Origin of the sequence: Ancylobacter sp. 3268 (assembly GCF_031456575.1) — a bacterium.
GTDB lineage: Bacteria > Pseudomonadota > Alphaproteobacteria > Rhizobiales > Xanthobacteraceae > Ancylobacter.
In genome coordinates this window covers 245,999-266,821 of sequence record NZ_JAVDUX010000005.1, presented here as the reverse complement: position 1 = coordinate 266,821, position 20,823 = coordinate 245,999, and the positions used below count along the sequence as shown (strand labels likewise).

General features: G+C 69.1%; 19 protein-coding genes. 2 read left to right on the top strand and 17 right to left on the bottom strand.

Annotated features, from left to right (window positions below):
• From J2X65_RS09385 to J2X65_RS09350, 8 genes are read right to left on the bottom strand one after another with little or no spacing between them, the layout of a single operon-like run.
• Positions 1 to 1,593: a rhodanese-like domain-containing protein gene (locus J2X65_RS09385; RefSeq protein WP_310200547.1), complete on the bottom strand. Its 1,593-nt coding sequence runs from the start codon at positions 1,591 to 1,593 to the stop codon at positions 1 to 3.
• A gap of 57 nt (positions 1,594 to 1,650) precedes the next feature.
• Positions 1,651 to 2,736 (bottom strand): extracellular solute-binding protein, encoded by a 1,086-nt coding sequence (locus J2X65_RS09380; RefSeq protein WP_310200545.1) that lies wholly within the window; start codon positions 2,734 to 2,736, stop codon positions 1,651 to 1,653.
• Positions 2,737 to 2,768: 32 nt separating this feature from the next.
• Positions 2,769 to 4,160, bottom strand: coding sequence for an LLM class flavin-dependent oxidoreductase (locus J2X65_RS09375; protein WP_310200543.1), 1,392 nt, complete (start codon positions 4,158 to 4,160; stop codon positions 2,769 to 2,771).
• Positions 4,161 to 4,188: 28 nt separating this feature from the next.
• Positions 4,189 to 5,796 (bottom strand): FAD-dependent oxidoreductase, encoded by a 1,608-nt coding sequence (locus tag J2X65_RS09370; RefSeq protein ID WP_310200541.1) that lies wholly within the window; start codon positions 5,794 to 5,796, stop codon positions 4,189 to 4,191.
• Positions 5,797 to 5,809: 13 nt separating this feature from the next.
• The gene (locus J2X65_RS09365) at positions 5,810 to 7,540 is read right to left on the bottom strand and encodes an iron ABC transporter permease (protein ID WP_310200540.1); all 1,731 of its coding nucleotides are present in this window, start codon (positions 7,538 to 7,540) and stop codon (positions 5,810 to 5,812) included.
• Positions 7,537 to 8,691, bottom strand: coding sequence for an ABC transporter ATP-binding protein (locus tag J2X65_RS09360; RefSeq protein WP_310200538.1), 1,155 nt, complete (start codon positions 8,689 to 8,691; stop codon positions 7,537 to 7,539). Before J2X65_RS09360 ends, J2X65_RS09365 begins: the two co-directional genes overlap by 4 nt.
• A 38-nt stretch (positions 8,692 to 8,729) precedes the next feature.
• A complete protein-coding gene (locus tag J2X65_RS09355; protein ID WP_310200535.1) occupies positions 8,730 to 10,067 on the bottom strand; it encodes an LLM class flavin-dependent oxidoreductase in 1,338 nt (445 codons plus the stop codon).
• A 28-nt stretch (positions 10,068 to 10,095) separates the two neighbouring features.
• Positions 10,096 to 11,109, bottom strand: a complete 1,014-nt coding sequence (locus J2X65_RS09350) for a tripartite tricarboxylate transporter substrate binding protein (RefSeq protein ID WP_310200533.1) — start codon at positions 11,107 to 11,109, stop codon at positions 10,096 to 10,098.
• An 89-nt stretch (positions 11,110 to 11,198) separates the two neighbouring features.
• Here J2X65_RS09350 and J2X65_RS09345 point away from each other — a divergent pair, with 89 nt between their 5' ends.
• The gene (locus J2X65_RS09345) at positions 11,199 to 11,657 is read left to right on the top strand and encodes a tripartite tricarboxylate transporter TctB family protein (RefSeq protein WP_310200531.1); all 459 of its coding nucleotides are present in this window, start codon (positions 11,199 to 11,201) and stop codon (positions 11,655 to 11,657) included.
• A complete protein-coding gene (locus tag J2X65_RS09340) occupies positions 11,657 to 13,162 on the top strand; it encodes a tripartite tricarboxylate transporter permease (protein WP_310200529.1) in 1,506 nt (501 codons plus the stop codon). Before J2X65_RS09345 ends, J2X65_RS09340 begins: the two co-directional genes overlap by 1 nt.
• A gap of 113 nt (positions 13,163 to 13,275) precedes the next feature.
• Here the strand turns inward: J2X65_RS09340 and soxA are convergent, their stop codons facing one another.
• The 9 genes from soxA to J2X65_RS09295 all read right to left on the bottom strand — a co-directional run bounded on the left by soxA (position 13,276) and on the right by J2X65_RS09295 (position 20,738).
• Positions 13,276 to 14,070 carry a sulfur oxidation c-type cytochrome SoxA gene (gene soxA / locus J2X65_RS09335; RefSeq protein WP_310200527.1) on the bottom strand — a complete coding sequence of 265 codons (795 nt, stop codon included), beginning with the start codon at positions 14,068 to 14,070 and terminating at the stop codon, positions 13,276 to 13,278.
• Positions 14,070 to 14,405, bottom strand: a complete 336-nt coding sequence (gene soxZ / locus J2X65_RS09330; RefSeq protein ID WP_310200525.1) for a thiosulfate oxidation carrier complex protein SoxZ — start codon at positions 14,403 to 14,405, stop codon at positions 14,070 to 14,072. The genes soxA and soxZ overlap by 1 nt, the downstream gene beginning before the upstream one ends.
• Positions 14,402 to 14,887, bottom strand: a complete 486-nt coding sequence (locus J2X65_RS09325) for a SoxY-related AACIE arm protein (RefSeq protein ID WP_310200523.1) — start codon at positions 14,885 to 14,887, stop codon at positions 14,402 to 14,404. The genes soxZ and J2X65_RS09325 overlap by 4 nt, the downstream gene beginning before the upstream one ends.
• A gap of 4 nt (positions 14,888 to 14,891) precedes the next feature.
• Positions 14,892 to 15,347 (bottom strand): sulfur oxidation c-type cytochrome SoxX, encoded by a 456-nt coding sequence (gene soxX / locus J2X65_RS09320; protein ID WP_404977686.1) that lies wholly within the window; start codon positions 15,345 to 15,347, stop codon positions 14,892 to 14,894.
• 8 nt (positions 15,348 to 15,355) lie between these two features.
• Complete coding sequence (locus J2X65_RS09315; RefSeq protein WP_310200735.1) at positions 15,356 to 16,549, bottom strand: NAD(P)/FAD-dependent oxidoreductase; 1,194 nt, start codon at positions 16,547 to 16,549, stop codon at positions 15,356 to 15,358.
• A 70-nt stretch (positions 16,550 to 16,619) separates the two neighbouring features.
• A complete protein-coding gene (locus J2X65_RS09310; protein WP_310200522.1) occupies positions 16,620 to 16,952 on the bottom strand; it encodes a cytochrome C in 333 nt (110 codons plus the stop codon).
• On the bottom strand, positions 16,949 to 19,150 hold the full coding sequence (locus J2X65_RS09305; protein WP_310200520.1) for a molybdopterin cofactor-binding domain-containing protein: 2,202 nt from the start codon (positions 19,148 to 19,150) through the stop codon (positions 16,949 to 16,951). Before J2X65_RS09305 ends, J2X65_RS09310 begins: the two co-directional genes overlap by 4 nt.
• Positions 19,151 to 19,160: 10 nt before the next feature.
• Complete coding sequence (locus tag J2X65_RS09300) at positions 19,161 to 19,619, bottom strand: 2Fe-2S iron-sulfur cluster-binding protein (protein ID WP_310200519.1); 459 nt, start codon at positions 19,617 to 19,619, stop codon at positions 19,161 to 19,163.
• Positions 19,620 to 19,820: 201 nt separating this feature from the next.
• Complete coding sequence (locus tag J2X65_RS09295; protein ID WP_310200517.1) at positions 19,821 to 20,738, bottom strand: SDR family oxidoreductase; 918 nt, start codon at positions 20,736 to 20,738, stop codon at positions 19,821 to 19,823.
• Between the last annotated feature and the right edge of the window lie 85 nt (positions 20,739 to 20,823).

Below are 20,823 nucleotides of genomic sequence, written 5' to 3'. Positions count from 1 at the left end.
TTAGAGGCGGAACTGGATGGTGCCGTCGCGGCGCACCTGCTCGACGAGGTCGAGCTCCCATTGCAGATATTCGCGCATGGCCTCCTCGCGCCTGTCGCGGCGCTCGAATGCCTTGAGCAGCACGTCGTCGGTGGCGGAGGCGAGGTTTTCGCGGTCGACCTCGACCGGCAAGCCCGCGCCGCGCCAAGCGATGGTGCCCCCGGTGAGTACCTTCACCGGCCGGCCTGTGGCTTCCGCGAGCTCCGCTGCGGCAAGGCGGGCGATGACTCCGTCTGGCGAGGTCAGCACATAGAGGGATGCGGCGGGGAGCTTCGACGCGTCCTCGGCCAGCCGGCCGCGTATGCCGAACCAGGCGCCGGGAATATGGCCGGCGCGATACTCGCGGCTGGTAGCGACGTCGACGACGACCGCCTCGGGGCGCTCGAGCAGGTCGGCGAGCGCAGCGGGGCTCACATTCTCGGCGGTAATGGCCTCGAGGCCGATGACGGTCTCCGGCGCCTCGCCCGTCTCCAGCGTCGCGGGCGCGTTCTCGTCGAGCACGACGACATGGCCGAAGCCCATGCGCCGCAGCCAGGCGGCGGTGGTGTGCGCCCGCACGCCATCCCTGTCCGCCAGCACGATGCGCGCATGGCGAACCGCGATGAAGGTGTCGGTCGCCTGCACCAGCTGGCCGCCCGGCGCCGAGCGAAAGCCGGCGCGGTGGCCGGCGCGGTACTCGGCGGGATCGCGGACGTCGAAGCGGTAGAGCGTGGTCTCGTCCTGCTCGGCCTCGTAGCGGGCGAGCGTCGCCGCGTCGATGGTCGGCGTGCCGAAGCGCTCCGCCAGACGGCCCGCCGCCTGCCGAGCCCAGTCATGCGCGGGAGCCGAGGGGGGTGGCGCCACGCGGGTCGCGCCGCGCTCCACGTCGAGGCCCGCGAGGTGCCAGCCCTGCGTGCCGTTCTTCAGCGACACCACCTTGTTAGGCAGGCCGGCATCGATGAGGATCTGCGCGCCGATGATCGAGCGCGTGCGCCCGCCGCAGTTCACCACGACCAGCGTATCCTCGTCCGGCACGCTCTGCTTGGCACGCAGCACCAGTTCGCCGCTCGGGCAGTCGATCGAGCCGGGGATGGTGATCCAGTTGTATTCGTCGAAGGGCCGGCTATCGAGCAGCACCACCTTCTCGCCGGCGGCGCGGCGCGCCTCCAGCTCATGCGCCTCGATATGCGGCGTGTGGTTGGTCACCTCGACCACCTCGGCGAAGGCCTTGCTCGGCACATAGACGCCGGCGAACAGCTCGAAGCCAGCCGCCTCCCAGGCCGGCACGCCGCCAGCGAGGGTTGTGATGTCGCCATACCCGGCGGCGGCGAGGACCCTCCCCGCCCGCCCGGCGAGGCGCTCGTCATCGTCGACGAGGACGATCGGCGTCGCCTTGCGCGGCACCAGCGCCGGCATGATGCGCTCCAGCCGGCTGGTCGGGGCGTTGGAGGCCGCCAATATATGGCGCGCGGCGAAGACGCCCTCCTCGCGGACGTCAAGAAGGGCGATCTCGCCGTCTCCGCGCAGCCGCTCGCGCAGGGCCGCCGCGCCGATGCGCGCAAATCCGGTGCTCATGTCTGAAACCTGTAAGAGAAGACGGCCCTCCGCGCCGGGCGGAGGGCCTATGCCGCGTCACTGGCGATTGAAGACGGCGTCGAACTGCTCGAGGAACTTCTGCGAGGCGTCGCCGCCGATGTCCTGGTCCGCCACGATGATCTTGAGGTCGGAGAGCTTGGGCAGGCCGGCCGGGATCTTCGCGTCCGGATGGGTCGGGATGTAGGAACCGGCATTCGCCACGATCTCCTGGCCCTCCGGACTGGTCAGCACCTCGATCAGCAGCTTGGCGGCGTCGGGGTTCGGCCCGCCCTTGAAAATGGCGAGGTAGTTCTCGTTGGTGACCACGCCTTCGTCGAGAATATAGGCCTCGATGCTCTGGCCGCGCTCGCGGGCGGTGATGACGTTCTGCGAGGAGATCAGCGGCGAGAGGTCCCGCTCGCCGGCCACCAAGAGGCGCACCGATTCCGCATTGCCGCGGGTGAGCAGGAAATCCTGGCTCGCGAAGCCCTTGATCGTGTCCCAGGTGATGATCTTGTGCGCCAGCAGCGTCTGGAACCAGGTGAGCTGGGAAGCCGCCGTGCGCGGATCGGAGAAGACGATCTTGCCCTTCCACTTCGGGTCGAGGAAGTCGGCGATCTTCTTCGGCAGCACCGACGGATCCGGGAAGACCTTCGGGTTGTAGGCGGCCGAGAGCAGCGTCGCCGCGGTGGCGATGTAGTTGCCCTCCGGGTCCTTGTAGTTGCCGCCGATCTGGTCGAAGTCGCGCACCTTGTAGGGGACCAGGTAGCCGCGCTTCTTCCAGTCGTCCAGGATGAAGCGCTGGCTGATGAAGACCACGTCCGGATTGGTGCGTCCCGCCGCCTTCTCCGCCTCGATGGTGGGGATGAGGTCGAGCGTCTGCTTCTGGACGATGTTGAGCTTCACGTCCGGAAACGTCTTGCGCCAGAACTCCAGCACCGCCGTGCTCGTCTCCTGCCGGTAGGACGTATAGAACACCACCTGTGCTTCCTTCTTCGCCGCCTCATAGAGGGAGGCGAGGCGCTCGGGCAGCGGGTCGGCGCGGGCGGGGGAAAGCGGCGCGGCGAGGCCGGCCAGGAGAGCCAGGGGAGCAAGAAGGGTGGTGGCGACGCCTTTCAAAAGGCTGCGCTTGTCGACGAGCATGGGAAATCTCCGGAAAAGGTCGCTTGGTCGGGTCAGGCTGCCGCCGGCGCGGCGTCGCCATGCGCCGCGCCCTCGGTTGCCTTGTGATGCTTGTGGCGGCGGCCGGGACGCTGCAGGCCGAGATGCTCGCGCAGGGTCCGGCCCTCGTATTCGGTACGGAACAGCCCGCGCCGGCGCAGCTCGGGCAGCACCAGCTCGATGAAGTCGGTCAGCCCGCCGGGCAGGTAGGGCGGCATGACGTTGAAGCCGTCGGCGCCCTCGTTGAGGAAGCGCTCCTCCATGACGTCGACGATGTGCTCGGGCGTGCCGACCACCTGCCAGTGGCCGCGCGCGCCCGCCACGCGCAGCCCGAGCTGAAGGATCGACAGCCCCTCGCGCTCGGCGAGTTCCAGGAGAAGCGCCTGCCGGCTCTGCGCCGCATTGGTGACGGGGATGTCCTTCGGCAGCGGCCCGTCCAGCGGGAGATGGCGCAGCGCGATGCCGAGCCGGTGTTCGAGGATCGACAGCGCCACATCCGGGTGGATGAGGTTCTGCAACTCGTCGAACTTCGCCTTCGCCTCGGCCTCCGTGCGGCCGACGACGGGAAAGATACCGGGCATGATCTTCACGTCGTCCGGCGAGCGGCCATGGGCGACGGCGCGAGCCTTCACGTCGCGGTAGAAGGCTTGCGCGAGGGGCAGCGTCTGCTGGGCGGTGAACACCACCTCGGCCGAGGCGCCGGCGAGCTCCTTGCCGGCGTCGGACGAGCCGGCCTGCACCAGCACCGGCCAGCCCTGCGGCGAGCGCGGTATGTTGAGCGGGCCGCGCACGCCGAAGAACTCGCCTCGATGGTCGAGGCGATAGGCCTTCTCCGGATCGAAGAAGACGCCGCTTTCCTTGTCGCGGATGAAGGCGTCATCCTCCCACGAATCCCACAGGCCCTGCGCCACGGCGAGGAATTCGGTGGCGCGGCGGTAGCGCTCGTCATGGTCGAGCAGCCGGTCGCGGCCGAAATTCTGTGCCTCCGCCTCATTGGCTGACGTGACCAGGTTCCATGCCGCGCGTCCGCCGCTGATGTGGTCGATCGAGGCGAATTTGCGGGCGAGCACATAGGGCTCGTTGTAGGTGGTGGACGCGGTGGCGACGAGGCCGATATGCTCGGTCACCGCCGCCAGCCCGCTGAGAAGCGTCAGCGGCTCGAACTGCGCGACGTAATGGGTGGAGAAGCGCGCCAGCGCGCCCCAATCCTCGCCGCGCGCGCCGGCGCTGTCGGCGAGGAACAGCATGTCGAACTTGGCCGCCTCGGCCGCCTGGGCGATCTGCGCGTAATGCCTGAAGTTGACGCCGGCATCGGCCTGCGCGCCCGGATGGCGCCAGGCCGCCGCATGGTGGCCGGTGGGATAGAGGAAGGCGCCGAGCGCCATCTGCCTGCGTTGCGAAGTCATGAGCCTGGTTCCTTGAAAGTCCGCCGCCTCAGGCGGCCGTCAGTTCCGGCGCGGTCGCCCAGGGGCGCTGCGCGGCGGCCTCGCGGCCGGCGATCCGTCCGGTGACGAAGCACTCGGCGAGATTGCCGGCGCCGAGATAGAGAAAGCCCCAGATGGAGCCGATCTCGCCGGCTTCGTAGAGGCGCGGGATCGGCTCGCCATGGGCGTTGATCACCCGCTGCTGCGCGTCATGCGCCGGCCCGCCCTGGGTATTGCTGACCACCGGCCAGAGCTCGCCGACATAGAAGGGCGGGTTCCTCACCGGGAAGAGCGAGCCGGCCGGGCGCCGGTGATCGCCGTCCTGCCCGGCCTCGACCGCCGCGTTCCAGCGCTCGAGGCTGGACACCACGGCGGCGGGGGCGGCGCCGATGAGCGTGGCGAGTTCCTCGACGCTGTCGGCGCGCTTCAGGATGCCGTTGCCGACCTCCTTGAGATTGTCGTCGCTCCACTCATAAGGCTCGACCGAGCGGTCGTTCAGCACGGTCTGGCCGAGCGGGTAGAGCTTGCGCCCCTCCTCGTCGACCACGAGGAAGGCCGGGATGCGCGGGAAGCGCTGCGACTGGGCGTCGTACTGGTCGAGCGGCCGGTGGCCGGTGTCCTGGATGTAGGGCTGGTACTCGTTCATGAAGCGCCGGCCCTGGCGATCGAGCACGATCCAGGACATGCGCACGTCCGGTTCCTGCAACTGCGGCGTCCAGTCCGGCAGCTTCTTGACGCGCAGGCCGTAGGGATAGGCCGGGTCGGTGTGGCGGAAGCCATAGGAGCCGTGGAAGTGCCACATGTGCCAGAGGTCGGCGCCGGCCGCCTGCGCCATGCGGATGCCGTCGCCGGTGTTGCCGCGCGTAGCCACCGGCAATACCGGGCGGATCTGCCAGTATTTGCGCTGCAACTCGGGCGCGGCCTCGAAGCCGCCGGAGGCGAGGATGACGCCGCGCCGGGCCGCGATGCGCTTCAGTCTGCCCTCGTGGCGCAGCTCGGCGCCGAGCACGGCGCCGCCCTCGCCGAGGATCAGCCTTTCGGCTGCCGTGTTCAGCCGCACCTCGATGCCGCGGGCCCGGACATTGTCGTGCACCAGCTTGAATACGTTCGGGCCGCGGAGCCGGCCGCGCACGTGCGGATATTCCGCGCGCGGATCGAAGCCGGGGATCGAGAGCACCTCCACCGTTCCGAAGCCGTCATGGCCGGGGAACGGGTAATTGGCGATGCGCCGGTGCACGGCGATCTCGGCGCCGTTCACCTTGGCCAGGTCGCGGAAATACGGCTCCAGCTCCGCCATGCCCGCGGCGATCGCATCCAGGACGTCGTCGGGAACATCGGGACCGGCCGCCTCGCGCAGATAGGCGCGCGCGCCCTCATGCTCGACGATCGTGCGGATACCGCCGCCGGCACAGATGGAAATGCCGCCGGGATCGGGCTGCTTCTCGATCAGCAGCACCCGCGCGCCCGCGTCATGCGCAGCGATGGCGGAGGCACCGCCGGCAAAGCCGAAGCCGACGACGAGGACATCCCAGACCTCGTCGAAACGTCCCTCGTCGAAGCGTCCCTGATCGGGGCGTTCCTGATCGGGGCGTTCCTGGGGAAGGGCGTGCAGGGTCATGGGAACGCTCCGGCTAGGCGACAGCAGTCGTCTTCTTGCGGGTGAACAGGCGGATGAGGCCGAGCATGGCGAGGCTGACAACGACGATGACCACCGCCAGCGCCGCGGCGAGCTCGACCGCCCCGTCCTCGATGAATTGCAGAACCACGGTCGGCATCACCTGCGTGTCCGACTGGGCGAGGATCGCCGACATGGAGAGCTCGCGCAGGCTCAGCGAGAAGACGAGTACCCAGGCGATGCCGACCGCCCCGCGCACCAGCGGGAAGGTCACGTCCTTGATCGAGCGCAGCCAGCCGGCGCCGGAGATGCGGGCGGCTTCCTCGAGGTCGGTGGAAAGTTGCTGGATGCCGTTCCTCACCAGCACGAAGGCGATCGGCAGCAGCTTGCCGGCATAGGCGATGAGGATGAGCGTGAGTGTTCCGTAGAACAGGTCGACATAGCCCATCAGGACCCCCACCGCGTAGGCGATGGACGGGAAGCCGTAGGCGATCATGACGAGGAAGCCGATCAGCTCCCGGCCGAAGAAGCGGAAGCGCTCCACCACCCAGCCCAGCACCAGGCCGAGCGTGGCGCAGACGGTCGCCGTCGCCAGCGCCAGCAGCAGGCTGTGCAGGATCGAGGCGCGTGCGGCGAAGTTCTCGTCGAAGATAAGCGCGTAATGCTTGCCGACGAGGTTGTCGAACCGGATGTCGGCGCCGAAGGAGGAGAGCGCCGAGAGCAGCAGCAGCGCGCCGACCGGCAATATGGCGGTAACGAGCGCGACGATCAGGCAGAAGCCGCCCGCCACCCAGCGCCAGCGCCCGAGCGTGAGGATCTGCTCCGGCGTTGCCTTGCCGGTAAGGGTGCGGAAGTTCTCCGCCCGGATAGCGTATTTCTGGATCAGCAGGCTGATGGCGGTGAACACCATGATCGGCATCGCCACCGCCGCGGCATAGTTGAACTGCGGCGGGAATTTCAGCAGGTCGTAGATCTTGGTGGTGATGACCGAGAAGTTCGCCATGGTGCCGATGGCGGACGGCGCGCCGAAGGAGGACAGCGCGTCGAGCATGACCAGGATCACCGCGGAGAGGATCGCCGGCCGCACCAGCGGCAGGGTGATGGTGAGCGTGGTGCGAAGCCGGTTCGAGCCGAGGATGCGCGCGGCCTGCTCGTGGCTGGCGTCGACATTGTTCAACGCCGCGTTCACCGCGAAGAACACCAGCGGATAGACACCGACGATCTCGATGAAGACGAGGCCGCCAAAGCTCATGATGTTGAACGGCGCACTCTCGAACCCGAGATAGCCGGTGGCCAGCCTGTTGAGGTAGCCCGAGTTCGGCGCGGCGAGGAAGATCCACGAGATCACCGAGATGAAGGTCGGGATCACAAAGGACACGCCGGCCGCGAGCGTCACCAGCGCCTTGCCGGGCGCATCGGTGCGGGCGACGATCCAGGCGAGAGGGATGCCGAGCGCGCAGGCGCTGGTGGTCACCAGCGCCACCAGCCAGGCCGAGTTGACGGTGGCCTGCCACATGCCGCGGCGGGCGAAGGCTTTCTCGAAGGTCTCGAAGGTCAGGTGGCCCTGGGCATCGACGAGGCTGTAGCCGGTCAGCAGGATCAGCGGATAGGCGATGAGGGCGAACAGGATCGCCAGCGACAGGCCGATGACGAGGACGCGCACCGGCTGCAGCGCCGAGAGACGCCGCCAGCCGAGGACCGCTGGGCGGGCGGTGGCGAGGCGATCGGAGAGGCTGATCTCGCTCATGCCACCACCCATGCGCTGCCGGGCCGCGCCCAGAGCCGGGTGCGCCCGTCCTCGAAGGTGCCGCGCCGGCGCGACTGCACCCGCAGGAGCGTGCCGCCAGCCTGGAGCTTGAGTTCGTAGTGGTTGCCGAGGAAGGTCTCGGAGACGAATGTCGCCTCCGTGCCGCTCTCCTGGTCGGGCTGCTCGGGACGCTCCAATTTGATGTCCTCCGGGCGCAGCAGCACGGAGGCGCGGCGGCCCGGCGTGGCGGCGGCGAGCCAGCGCTCGGGCGCCCGGCTCCACAGCCGGTCGCCGGCGTCGAGCGCGACGAGCACGCGTCCCCCGACGCGGTCGATGGCGGCGACCTCGCCTTCGAGGAGATTTGCGATGCCGATGAAGCCGCCGACGAAGCGGCTCGCCGGGGTGCGGTAGACCTCTTCCGGTGTGCCGATCTGCTCGATGCGGCCCTTGTTCATCACCACGATGCGGTCGGCCAGCACGAGCGCCTCGTCCTGGTCGTGGGTGACGTAGAGCGTGGTGATGCCGAGGTTCTTCTGCAGGCCGCGCAGCTCGAAGCGCATCTCCTCGCGCAGCGTGGCATCGAGGTTGGACAGCGGCTCGTCGAGCAGCAGCAGCGAGGGCTTGGTGGCGAGTGCGCGCGCCAGCGCCACGCGCTGCTGCTGGCCGCCCGACAGCTCTGCCGGAAAGCGGCCGGCGAGGCCGCCGAGCTGGACGAGTTCCAGCACCGCGCCGACCTCGGCCTTGATCTGGGCGCGCGAGCGGCCGGCGACCTCGAGGCCGTAGGCGACGTTGTCGGTGACCGTCTTGTGCGGCCAAACCGCATAGGTCTGGAACACCATGCCGAGATGGCGCTTCTCCGGCGGCAGGGCGAAGGAGGCGTTGGAGGCGAGCACGCCGTCGAGATGGATCTCGCCGCCATCCGGCTGGATGAAGCCCGCCACCATGCGCAGCGTCGTGGTCTTGCCGCAGCCGCTCGGCCCGAGCAGCACCACGCTTTCGCCCGAAGCGACCTTGAGGTCGATGCCGTTCACCGCCGCGGTGTCGCCGAGCGTCTTGCGCAGGCCGCGCAGTTCCAGGCGGGTACGGCCGGCCTCGGCGGCCGGGGCGGAGGTGGGCGCCGTCCAGTCGACGGCAGTAGCAGGAGTGGGCACAGCGATCTCCGAAGGTTCAGGCACGGCGAAGGAACGGCTCAGGCCGAGCGGGCGTAGCGGCTGACCGGACGCTCGAGGCCGTAATGGGCGCGCAGCGTCCGCCCGGCGTAATCGGTGCGGAACAGGCCGCGCTGCCGGAGGATCGGCACCACCTCGTCGACGAAGGCGGCGAGGCCGTGCGGGGTCACCGCCGGCATGATATTGAAGCCGTCGGCTGCGCGCTTCTCGACCCAGTTCTGGATGTGGTCGGCCACAGTCGCCGGGGTGCCGGCCAGCACCTTGTGGCCGCGCCCGCCGGCCAGCCGGCGTAGAAGCTGGCGCAGCGTCGGGCGCTCGCGCTCGACGAGGGTCAGGATCACCTGCGAGCGACTCTGTGCCCCCTGCACCGTCTCCGGCCGCGGGAAGGCGTCGAGCGGGATAGGCTCGTCGAGCGGGAAGGCGCTGAAGTCGAAGCCGTCGAAGCGCTGCGACAGATGCTTGAGGCCGACCACCGGCAGGGTGAGGTCGTTCAGCTCCTCTTCCAGCGCGTCGGCCTCGGCCTGGGTCGAGCCGAGAATGGGCGACAGGCCAGGCAGGATCTTGATGCCGGCCGGATCGCGGCCGTAGGCGACGGCGCGGCGCTTCACGTCGGCATAGAAATCCTGCGCGTCGGCGAGTTCCTGCTGCGCGGTGAAGATCGCCTCGGCATAGCGCGCGGCGAAGGAGCGGCCTTCGTCCGAGGAACCGGCCTGCACCAGCACCGGGTGGCCCTGTGGCGGGCGCGGCAGGTCGAGCGGGCCGCGCACGCGGAACTCCTCGCCGGCATGGTCGATGGCGTGGATGCGGTCGGTGTCGGCATAGACGCCGGTCGAGCGGTCATGGACGCGTGCGTCATCCTCCCAGCTGTCCCACAGCTTGCGCACGACCTCGACGAACTCGGTCGCGCGACGATAGCGGTCGCTGTGCGAGTTGCGCTGGGCGAGGCCAAAATTGCCGGCCGCCTCGGCCGACCAGGAGGTGACGATGTTCCAGCCCGCCCGTCCCGCGCTGATGTGGTCGAGCGAGGCGAACTGCCGGGCGAGGTTGTAGGGCTCGCTATAGGTGGTGGAGGCCGTGCCGATCAGCCCGATCCGCTCGGTCGCGCCGGCAATCGCGGAGAGCAGGGTCAGCGGCTCCAGCTTGCCCTGCGCAACGTGGCGGACGCTGCGGCCGATGGCCAGCTGGTCGGCCAGGAAAATGGAATCGAAGGTGCCACGCTCGGCGAGGCCCGCGATCTCGCGATAGTAGTTTATGTCGGTCACGCGTTCGGGCTGCGTCTTCGGGTGGCGCCATGAGGCCTCGTGATGGCCGGTGGTGGGGACGAAGACGTTGAGGTGAAGGCGGGTATCTGCCGTCATGATGAAGTTCCGTTGGTCCCTTGCGGGCTCAGTCGAGCTTGATGTTGGCGGCCTTGATGACCTTGCCGTAGCTCTCGAAATCCTGGCGCACGGCGGCGTCGCCTTCCTCGGCGGTGGAGGCGACGACGACGAAGCCCTGGCCTTCGAGGAAGTTCTTCACCTCGGGCGCGGTGAGCGCCTTCACGAAGTCCTTGTTGATCTTCTCGACAAGCGGGCGCGGGGTCCTGGAGGTGACGAAGAAGCCCTGCCAGGTCTCGACATCGAAGTCCTTGATGCCCTGTTCCTGGAAGGTCGGGACATCCGGCAGCGCGGCAGAGCGCTTGGCGGTGGAAACGCCGATGGCGACGAGGCGGCCGGCGCGGACATGCTCGGTGACGGCGGCGAGCGTGATGATCACCGCGTCGATATGGCCGCCGAGCAGATCGGTCACCGCCGGGGCGCCACCCTTGTAGGGGACGAAGGTGTATCTGGTGCCGGTGCGCTGGCCGAGCAGCTCGTGGCCGATATGGTGCGCGCCGCCGTTAGACGGCGTGCCGACGGTGAGCGTGCCGCCTTTCTCCTTGGCCAACTTCAGATATTCCTCAAGGTTCTTCACCCCGAGCGAGGGACGCACCACCAGGATCTGCGGGTTGGCGACGGCCTTGGTCACCGTCGACAGGTCCTTGATCAGGTCGGTCTTCAGCTCAGGTCCGTAGAAGATGGCGTTGAGCGGCACCTTGTCACCGCCGACCGCGATGGTCAGCCCATCGGGCTTGGAATTGGCCACCTGCTCCAGCCCGATATTGCCGTTCGAGCTGGCGACGTTCTCGATAACCGGGTCCCGGGCCCAGATTTTGCCGAGCTCGCGCCCGACCGTGCGGGCAAGCGCGTCGGCGCTGGCGCCGGCCGACGAGGTGACGACGATCCGCACCGGCTGCTGCGGGTAGGTCGAGACGTCGACGTCCTGGGCGAGGGCGGGAAGCGCGGCCAGCGACAGGATCGCGGCGGCGACCAGTGAAAGAGCGCGAGCGGAAAAGGCGCGGGGCGAAAATGTGGGAGCCATGGTCCGGATATCTCCGTTTTGCCGGCATCCTAATTTGACAATCTTAATTGTCTATAGGAAAAGAAGAAAATTATTCTGGGAGTGTTTCCATGGCCGTGCGGGATCTCAGCGTGGCGGCGATCGCCGCAGCTTTCGCATTGATATTGCTTATCTTTAGCACGCATTTGCCGCTCGGTACGGCGCTGCGCATGGGCCCAGGCTTCGTGCCGCGCGCGGTTGCCTTCGGGCTGATCTTCGTGGCCGCCGGGCTGGCGCTGCGTGGCCTGCTGGCGCTGCGCCGCCGCGCGCGCGCGGCGGCTGTCGAGGCGCCGGTGCATTGGCGCGGGACGGCGAGCATCGGGGTCAGCGTGCTGGCCTTCGCGACGCTGATCCAACCGATCGGCCTGCTCGCCAGTGCCGTCATCACGGTGTTCGTCGCCTCACTGGCGCAGGAGGGCGACGGCGCCCGTCAGCGGGTGCTGCTCGCCGGCGGCCTCGCCGCGGTGGCCGGCGCGGTGTTCGCCTATGGTCTGGGTCTGCCACTGCCGATCCTGCCGACCGTGCTGTGATGGAACTCGCCTCGCATCTCGCGCTCGGCTTCGATGTCGCGCTCACCTGGCAGAACCTTGCCTTCTGCCTGATCGGGGTGTTGCTCGGCACGCTGGTGGGGGTACTGCCCGGCATCGGCCCGGCCACCACCATCGCCATCCTGCTGCCGATCACCTTCGAATTGCCGGCGGTCGGCGCGCTGATCATGCTCGCCGGCATCTATTACGGCGCGCAATATGGCGGCTCGACCACCGCCATCCTTGTGAACATGCCCGGGGAATCCTCCGGCATCATCACCGCGCTCGACGGGCACCAGATGGCGAAGCAAGGCCGTGCCGGCGTGGCGCTCGCCATCGCCGCCATCGGCTCGCTCTTCGCCGGCACGGTGTCGACCTTCTTCATCGCCGCTTCGGCCGGCACGCTCTCCGAGCTCGGACTGATGTTCGGCCCGGCGGAAAACGTGGCGCTGATGGTGCTCGCTATTGTCGCCGTCATGGTGATGGGCAAGGGATCGATGCTGAACGCGCTGGTCATGGTGCTGATCGGCCTCGCGCTCGGGCTGATCGGCACCGATGTCGAGACCAGCAAGGCGCGTTACACTTTCGGCATTCAGGAACTGCGCGACGGCATCGACTTCATCCCGCTCGCCATGGGGCTGTTCGGCATCGCCGAGATATTGCGTACGCTGGAAACGCCGGGCGACGGCGAGGTGCTGCGGGCCAGGATCACCGGGCTGTGGCCGAAATGGGAGGACTTGAAGGCCTCGGCCTTGCCGATCCTGCGCGGCACCGGCGTCGGGACCCTGCTCGGCATCCTGCCGGGCAGCGGGACGCTGCTGGCCTCCTTCTCCGCCTACATGCTGGAGAAGCGCATCTCGCGCACGCCGGAGCGCTTCGGCAAGGGCGCCATAGAGGGGCTGGCGGCGCCGGAGAGCGCGAACAATGCCGCGGCGCAGACCTCCTTCGTCCCGATGCTCACTCTCGGCATGCCCTCGGGCGCGGTGACCGCGCTGATGATCGGGGCAATGACCATCCATGGCATCTCGCCGGGCCCGCAGGTGGTGACGCAGCGACCGGAGCTGTTCTGGGGCGTGGTGTGCTCGATGTGGATCGGAAACGCTATGCTGCTGATCATCAATCTGCCGCTGATCGCCATCTGGGTGTCGATCCTGCGCATCCCCTACCGCCGGCTGGTGCCGGCTATCATCCTGTTCTGCTGCATCGGCGCCTATGCGGTGAATAATTCGCCGTTCGACGTGGTGGTGCTGTTCGCTGCCGGGCTGTTCGGCTATGCGATCTCGCGACTCGGCTGCGAGCCGACTCCGCTGCTGCTCGCCTTCATCATTGGGCCGATGCTGGAGGAGAATTTCCGCCGCGCCATGCTGGTCGCCCATGGCGACCTCGCCATCTTCGTGCACAAGCCGATCAGCCTCGCGCTGCTGGCCGCAACGCTCGGGCTGCTGCTTGTAACGCTGGTTCCCAGCATACAAAGCCGCCGTGCGGAGGTTTTCAAAGAGGGGCGTTGACCCTTCATTGATTTCGGGAAGGTGCGCCGTGGGCTCCAGATCATGTGACAGCTCGCTGAGAGGGCATCCTGATCGGAGTGAGCATCCATCGCCTCGCTGCGGCTGCGCGGCGTTCAGGGGCGTATGCCGGGAGTCTCTATCTCCATGCCCGCAGCGCGCTGCATCAAATAGAGTTCCAGCGCAATGAGTTCGTCCGATCCCGCCGCGAAGGGTTCGGCGCGCACGCCGACCATGCAGTTGCGCAGGCGGCGCTGGAGCGAGCCGATGCCCTGCCACTCCAGCCGGTAGAGAGGATAGGCCGTCGGATGGCCCTGTGTCACCGCGCTGCCGGCCAGGCGTCCGTTCCACCTGTCGTCATGGCAATCGGCGCAGGCGAGATCGAGCTGACCCATGCGCGCGTTGAAGAGCTGCCGCCCGGTCTCGCGAAAGGGATCAAGGCGCGGCTCCTCGGGCGGGGCGATCGGCAGGCCGCGCGATTGATGGGCGACGAAAGTGGTGAGCGCCAGCAGATCGTCGCTCTCGGCTACCAGGGGTAGCGTATCCTGGTGATTGGAGCGGCATTGGTTGATGCGGCCGGCGAGGTCCACGGGCTTGCCGCTCGCCGCGTCGAGAGCGGGGTAGCGTGCCGCCACGCCCCGCATACTCGCCGCTGGCCCGTGACAGTCGGCGCAGGAACGGCCCGCCGCGCCGGCCTTCTGCTCCCACAGCGCCTCTCCCTGAAGCACCCAGAGCATGCCGGGATTGCTGGCATCGTCCGACTGCATGGCCTGGGTTTCCGGTGCCATGAAGTCGCGCCCCGAGCGACGCTCGGCAGGCGAAATGCCATCCGCCGGCGCGGGGGCCGCGCGTGCGATGAGGTGTCCAGTGAGGACAGTCAGCACGATGAGGCGCGCCACCCGGCCGGGCATCAGCTCACCGCGATCTCGGCGCTCGCCGTGAAGGTCGCCCCCGTGTCGTCGGTCCAGGCGAAGTCGACCGTGCCGCTCGCGGCGGCGACGAGGCTGAAGGACACGAAGGGATTGGCCGAGACCGCCGGGAAGAACTCGGCCGCGAACACCTCGTTCCCGCCATAGGTGCAGGTGAGGCGGGTGATGATGCGCCGGGGAATGGCCACCCCATTCGCGCCCATGCGGTAGCCGGTCTCCATCGGGTGGGCGATCATCGCGCGGAGATCGACAACGTCGCCGCGCCTGGCGGTCTTGGGCACGCTGACGAGGGCCTTGGCAGCGAGGGTTTGGCTCATGTCAGATCCTCGATGCAGGCGGCGAGCGTGACGATGATGTTCGCCTTGCTCGACCAGTAGGTGCCGTCGCTGAGCTCGGCGACGGCGACCACGGTCTGGGAGGTGGCGAGGCGGATGCGGGTGGCGATGCGGGCGCGGCCATTATGCGGCCCGAGATGGAAGACCGCGACCTCGGCCTGCGGGTTCTTCTCGTTGAACAGGCCGATGCGGCGGACATGAGCCGCCGGCGTCATCGGGCTGTCGACCTCGACCGTCACGCCCACGGCGTTGCCGTTCTCCACCAGCGGCGGGATCGCGAGCTTCACCCGCCCCGCGGCCACCGGCGTGCCTCCGGCGAAGCTGGCGATCGCCTCGTCCAGCGACGGCCGCGCCAGTGCCGGCAGCGGCAGGGCCAGCACGACGAGGCCGGCGACACCGGCGAGAACCGCCCGACGGTCCAGCACCATCCCCTCCTCGATCTCAGGCGTGGCGGCGTCACCCATGGGATCACTCCTTCAGCGTCACGAGATAGGCGACGAGATGCTCGATCTCCGCCGCCTCGAGCAGCGGCTTGCCCCGCCAGGCAGGGGCGACGCGTGTGCCTTCGCGGACAGTGTAGTAGGCGGGCATGAGGCTGTCCGGGTTGAGCCGCTTCATGTCGACGATACGCAGCCGGATCTGCCCTGCGTCCAGCCGGGAGCCGATGCCGGCGAGGCTCGGCGCCAGCGTGCCCTGCAGCGGTGCCGGCACGGCCGGAGCCGCGTGGCAGAGGATGCACAGGCTGCGGTGGCGCTCCGCAAGCAAGGCCTGTCCTCCCCCCGGATCGCCGCGCCGGCCGGCCAGCGGCTCGACGATGGCGTCATCGGAGATCACATAGGGCGCCAGTTCCTGCGCGGCCGCGTTATCCGCGCATGCCGGGGCCTGCCCGCCGACAAGGGCGAAGGCCGCACACAGGCCTGCCACACGGCAGCTCATCCGAAGGCCTCGGCGGTAATGGTGTCGAACCAGGCCTCGCCATAGACCGCCTCCTCGGCCCGCACGGCCGGGGGCGCGTCGAGCGGCGAGGTGCCGCCGGCGCCCTCCACCTCGGCCAGAAGATCGTCGCGCGGGCTGTACACGCCGGCGATGGAAATGCCGTAATCGGGCGCGAGCAGGCTGTAGCAGGTGTTGATGAGCTTGGGTTCGCCGGGTTTCTCCCCCCGCAGCAGGGCGACGACGGCGCCGGCGCAGACCTTGGCCTGGGCATTGGCGGTGAAGGCGGATTTCGGCATCGCGCCCCCGATCGCCGCGTCGCCGATGACATGGATGTTCGGCACCAGCCGCGACTCGAAGGTGACGGGATCGACCGGGCACCAGCCCGTCGCATCGGCGATGCCGGCGACGGCGGCGATGGCGCCGGCCCGCTGCGGCGGGATGACATTGGCCACCGCCGCGCGATGCTCGCCGAACTCGGTACGCAGGGTGCGCGTCGCCGCATCCACCTCGGTGACGCCGCCGCCGGAGGATTCGCCGACCCACTCGATCATGCCCGGATAGAGCGCGGTCCATCCGGCCTCGAAGAGTCGCTGTTTGGAGAAGGCGTCCTTGCGGTCGAGGATGAGGACCTTCGACCTCGGCTTGTGCCGCTGGAGGTAATTGGCGATCAAGCTCGCCCGCTCATAGGGGCCGGGCGGGCAGCGGAACGGGTTGGCGGGCACGGAAATGACGACCAGCCCGCCATCCTCCATCGCCTCCAACTGGCGGCGCAGCAGCAGGGTCTGCTCGCCCGCCTTCCAGGCGTGCGGCAGAAGCTCAACCGCGGCCGCGTCATAGCCGGGTAGCGCGTCGAAGCGCAGCTCGATCCCCGGCGCGACGATCAGCCGGTCATAGCCAATCGGCGTCCCGTCGGCGAGAATAACCTCGCGCCGCTCCGCCTCGACCCGCGCCGCCGCCTGCGGCACATGGACGATGCCCTCCCTTTCGAGCCCGGCATAGCCGAAATGCTGAGCTTTCATGTCGCGCAGCCCGGCGATGACGGCATTGCTCAGCGGGCAGGCGGTGTAATGCGCATTGGGCTCGATGAGCGCCACCGCGAGGCGCGGGTCCTCCCGCTTGAGGGCGCGGGCGGCGCTGGCGCCGGCGAAGCCGCCGCCGACCACCACCACGCGCGGCGCGGCCTGCGCCATCACCGCCGGACTGCCGAGCGCGGCGCAGGCGCCCGCCGCCAGCCCCCCGCCGAGACCGCGCAGCAGGCTTCTACGGCTGAGCGGGCGGTTGGGCAGGCGGCTTGGCGGGCGCGTTGCCGCCGGACGCGAAATACTCGGCGAGGGCGCGGGTTTCCTCATCGGTGAAACCTTTGGCGATGCGCGTCATCACCGTCGAGCGGCGCTCGCCCGAACGGAATGCCGCCATTTGCGACACGATGTCTTCGGCGGGTTTCCCGTTCAGGCTGGGAACGGGGCCGTTGCCGGGGGTGCGGGGATGGCATCCCGAGCAGGAGGCCGCCCCGCGCGGCGGCGCGGCCTCCGCCGGCGCCATGGCCATGAACAGCCACAGCGCCGGCAGCAGCAGGTGAAGGCGGTATATCATGACAGCTCGTGGTTCTTCAGCGGCAAGGTGCGGTAGCGCTTGCCGGTCGCGGCGAACAGCGCATTGAGGACGGCCGGCGCGGCGACCGCGATGGTCGGCTCGCCGACCCCGCCCCAGAAGCCGCCGGAGGGCAGCATGATGGTCTCCACCGCCGGCATCTCCGCCATGCGCAGCACCTCATAGGTGTCGAAGTTTTCCTGCTCGATGCGCCCGCCCGCCACCGTGCATTCGCCATAGAGGCAGGCGGACAGGCCATAGACGAAGGAGCCTTCGACCTGCCGCTCCACCTGCGCCGGGTTCACCACATGGCCGGGGTCGGTGGCGGCGACGATGCGGTGGATCCGCAGCTGGCCGTCGACGACGGACACCTCGGCGGCGGCGGCCACATAGGAGCCGAAGCCCATGATCTGGCCGAGACCGCGGAAGCGCCCCGGCGCTGGCGGGGTCTGCCAGCCGATGCCATTGGCGGCGGCCTCCAGCACGGCGAGGTGCCGGGGGTGGTTCGCCATCAGCTTGCGGCGGAAGGCGAGCGGCTCGGCGCCGGCGGCATGGGCCAGCTCGTCGATGAAGCATTCGACATAGATGGCGTTCTGGTTGAGGTTCACGCCGCGCCAGAAGCCCGGCGGCACCGGCGGGTTGCGCATCGCATGGTCCACCAACAGGTTCGGCACGGTGTAGCCGAGATGGCCTTCCGGCGCCGATGCGGTGAGGCCCTGGAACACGATGGGGTCCATGCCGCCCTGCATGCCCTCCGGCCGCACCGCGGCGAGGATGGACTGGCCGGAGATGCGCAGGTGCAGCGCCGTCAGGTTGCCATCCGCGTCCAGCGCGCCGGTGAGCTTGGCCTGCGTGGTCGGGTGATAGGCGCCGTGCAGCATGTCCTCCTCGCGCGACCACAGCAGCTTGACCGGGATCCCCGGCATCTGCCGGGCGATGCTGACGGACTGGCGGACATAATCCTGGAAATTGCCGCGCCGGCCGAAGCCGCCGCCCAAAAGCAGCTTGTAGACCTCGCACTGGCCGACCGGCAGGCCGGCGGCTTCGGCCGCGGCGGCGAGGCTGGCCTCGCCATTCTGCGTCGGCACCCAGACCTCGCACTTCTCCGCCGTCCACAGCGCCGTGGCGTTCATCGGCTCCATGGTGGCGTGGTTCTGGTAGGGGAAGGCGTAGGTGGCGGTGACGACCTTGCCGCCGGCGGCGGCCACGCGGGCGAGTTCGCCCTTGGCATCGCCCCGGCTGTTGCCGACGAAGGCGTCGCCCGCCTCCAGCCCCTCCGCCAGCGTCCGGCGGATGGCGGCGCTGGAAAGGTCCTTGTTCGGGCCGTCCTCCCAGGTGACGGGCAGCGCATCGAGCGCCGTCTTGGCCCGCCACCACGTATCGGCGACGACGGCGACGGAGCGGTCGTCGACCCGCACGACCTTCTTCACGCCCGGCATCCCCGCGACGGCGTTGGCGTCGAAGCTCGCCAGCGTGCCGCCCATGACCGGGCAGGCCTTGATGGCGGCGTTGAGCATGCCGGGCAGCTTGAGGTCGGCGCCATAGACCTGCCGGCCGGTGAGCTTGTCGACCGTATCGAGGCGCGGCAGCGGCTTGCCGGCGATCTTCCAGTCCTTGGGATCCTTGAGCGCGATCTCGGTCGAGGGCGTCAGGCGGCCCGCCGCTTCCGCCACCTCGCCATAGCGCAGGGTGCGCCCGCTCGGGCCGTGGGTGATGACGCTGCTGGCCGCGGTGCACTCGCCCGCCGGCACGTTCCAGCGCGCGGCGGCGGCGGAGATCAGCATCTGGCGCGCGGCGGCGCCGCCCTTGCGCACATAGTCATGGGAATCGCGGATGCCGCGCGAGCCGCCGGTGGAGTAGCTGCCCCAGACGCGGTTGCGGCGCAGGTTCTCGCCCGGCGGGGGATATTCGGTCGTCACCTTCGACCAGTCGCAGTCGAGCTCCTCGGCCACCAGCTGGGCGAGGCCGGTGAGCGTGCCCTGGCCCATCTCCGAGCGGGCGATGCGGATGACGACGGTGTCGTTGGGCTTCACCACCACCCAGGCATTGATCTCCGGCGCTGCCGCCGCCTCCTGGGCCAGCGCCGGACCGGCGAAGGGTATGTGAAAGCCGAGCGACAGGCCGCCGAGGGCGGCGGCGGAGCCGGCGAGGAAGTTGCGGCGCGAGACGGAGGGATGGATGCTCGTGCTATGGATGCTCATGGCGCGCTCCTCAGCCGGCCTTGCCGTCGGCCGCCATGTGGATGGCGGCGCGGACGCGGTTATAGGTGCCGCAGCGGCAGATATTGGTGATCTCGGCATTGATGTCGTCGTCGGTCGGCGACGGGTTGGTTTCCAGCAGGCTGGCGGCCGCCATGATCATGCCGGCCTGGCAGTAGCCGCACTGGGGGACGTCGAGCGCCAGCCAGGCCTTCTGCACGGGGTGCGAGCCATCCGGGGAGAGGCCCTCGATGGTGACGATCTTCTGGCCCGCCTCGATGGCCGAGACCGGCATCACGCAGGAGCGCGTCGCCACGCCGTCGATTTGGACCGTGCAGGCGCCGCACTGGGCGATGCCGCAGCCGAACTTGGTGCCGGTGAGGCCGACCTGCTCGCGCAGCACCCAGAGAAGCGGCGTGTCGGGCTCGACCTCGATCGTGTGACTCTGCCCGTTGACGGTGAGCTGGACCATCCTGACCTCCCGGCTGGAGAAAGGGTGTCGGGCCGGCCCGGCGATGGGCGCGGCCGGCGTTCTTCGATGGCGCCACGCTAGGCGGGCGGTGTCGCAGAAGCGTGCCGCCCGCGCCGTCGATTGTCGCGAGCTGTCGCGTCCTCGGACCTTGATAAGAATTGATACAAACTCGACGCGCGCGGTTTGGCCCGGCGGGCGCTGCTAGAGCCCGGCGAGGAGGGAATCGCCCGCGAAGTAACCGGCCGCGCGGATGTCGTCCAAAAGGCCCGGTCCGGCGGGGGTCCATGCCAGACGCTCTCGTGTCCAGGCGCTGGACACCGGCTGATGCATCGACGCGAAGCCGAGAAACCAGCCGAAATGCGCGCGCGCCTCCTCCCCGGTGAGCGAGGCGCAGGGCAGATCCAGCCCTTCGGCGATGGTGCGGGCGATCTCGCGGAACGCAATGCCCGCCTCGGCGGCGGCGTGGAACGTCTCGGCGCCCGGCCGCTGTTCGATGGCCAGCCGGAAGGCGCGGGCCGCGTCGCCCACATGCACGGCGGGCCAGACATTATCGCCGTCGCCGACATAGGCGGAACGGCCGTTGCGCCGCGCCGCCTCGATCAGCATCGGCACGAAGCCGTGGTCGCCGCGCCCGTGGACGCTCGGCGGCAGGCGCATGATGGCGGTGGGGATGCCCCGCGCGGAAAGGCGCCGCGCGGTGCTGTCGGAGGCGCGGGGATAGGCCGGCGACGGCGGCGGCGCGCCATCGCTTTCGGTCGCGGCGCGGCCCTCGACGCCGAGGCCGGCAAGGCCGGCGGTGACGATGAAGGGCTTGCCCGCCCCCGCGATGGTGGCGCCCATGGCCTCGATCGCCGTCTCGTCGATCGCGCAGGAGGCGGCGAATCGCGCGAAGTCGTGGACGAAGCCGGTATGGATGATGGCGTCGCAGGTTTGCGCGCCCTGTCGCAGCGTTTCCGGGGTCGCGAGGTCGCCGATCAGGCTCGCGGCACCCTTTCGCTTGAGCCGGGCGGCACGATCCTCCGATCGCGCGAGCCCCAGAACGTCGTGGCCGTGAGCCAGCAGTTCCGCCGTCACGGCGGAACCGACGAAACCGGTGGCGCCGGTAACAAATACACGCATGGCCGTTCTCCTTCTTGTCGGCAAGGAGATTAGGCGGCAGACTATATCCAGTTAAATACCTGACCTTATCCTGGTATAATGATTA

Coding starts and splice junctions, on each gene's coding strand:
- J2X65_RS09385 (WP_310200547.1), bottom strand. CDS start 1,593: ATGAGCACCGGATTTGCGCGCATCGGCGCGGCGGCCCTGCGCGAGCGG.
- J2X65_RS09380 (WP_310200545.1), bottom strand. CDS start 2,736: ATGCTCGTCGACAAGCGCAGCCTTTTGAAAGGCGTCGCCACCACCCTT.
- J2X65_RS09375 (WP_310200543.1), bottom strand. CDS start 4,160: ATGACTTCGCAACGCAGGCAGATGGCGCTCGGCGCCTTCCTCTATCCC.
- J2X65_RS09370 (WP_310200541.1), bottom strand. CDS start 5,796: ATGACCCTGCACGCCCTTCCCCAGGAACGCCCCGATCAGGAACGCCCC.
- J2X65_RS09365 (WP_310200540.1), bottom strand. CDS start 7,540: ATGAGCGAGATCAGCCTCTCCGATCGCCTCGCCACCGCCCGCCCAGCG.
- J2X65_RS09355 (WP_310200535.1), bottom strand. CDS start 10,067: ATGACGGCAGATACCCGCCTTCACCTCAACGTCTTCGTCCCCACCACC.
- J2X65_RS09350 (WP_310200533.1), bottom strand. CDS start 11,109: ATGGCTCCCACATTTTCGCCCCGCGCCTTTTCCGCTCGCGCTCTTTCA.
- J2X65_RS09345 (WP_310200531.1), top strand. CDS start 11,199: ATGGCCGTGCGGGATCTCAGCGTGGCGGCGATCGCCGCAGCTTTCGCA.
- J2X65_RS09340 (WP_310200529.1), top strand. CDS start 11,657: ATGGAACTCGCCTCGCATCTCGCGCTCGGCTTCGATGTCGCGCTCACC.
- soxA (WP_310200527.1), bottom strand. CDS start 14,070: ATGCCCGGCCGGGTGGCGCGCCTCATCGTGCTGACTGTCCTCACTGGA.
- soxZ (WP_310200525.1), bottom strand. CDS start 14,405: ATGAGCCAAACCCTCGCTGCCAAGGCCCTCGTCAGCGTGCCCAAGACC.
- J2X65_RS09325 (WP_310200523.1), bottom strand. CDS start 14,887: ATGGGTGACGCCGCCACGCCTGAGATCGAGGAGGGGATGGTGCTGGAC.
- J2X65_RS09315 (WP_310200735.1), bottom strand. CDS start 16,549: ATGGCGCAGGCCGCGCCGCGCGTGGTGGTGGTCGGCGGCGGCTTCGCC.
- J2X65_RS09310 (WP_310200522.1), bottom strand. CDS start 16,952: ATGATATACCGCCTTCACCTGCTGCTGCCGGCGCTGTGGCTGTTCATG.
- J2X65_RS09305 (WP_310200520.1), bottom strand. CDS start 19,150: ATGAGCATCCATAGCACGAGCATCCATCCCTCCGTCTCGCGCCGCAAC.
- J2X65_RS09300 (WP_310200519.1), bottom strand. CDS start 19,619: ATGGTCCAGCTCACCGTCAACGGGCAGAGTCACACGATCGAGGTCGAG.
- J2X65_RS09295 (WP_310200517.1), bottom strand. CDS start 20,738: ATGCGTGTATTTGTTACCGGCGCCACCGGTTTCGTCGGTTCCGCCGTG.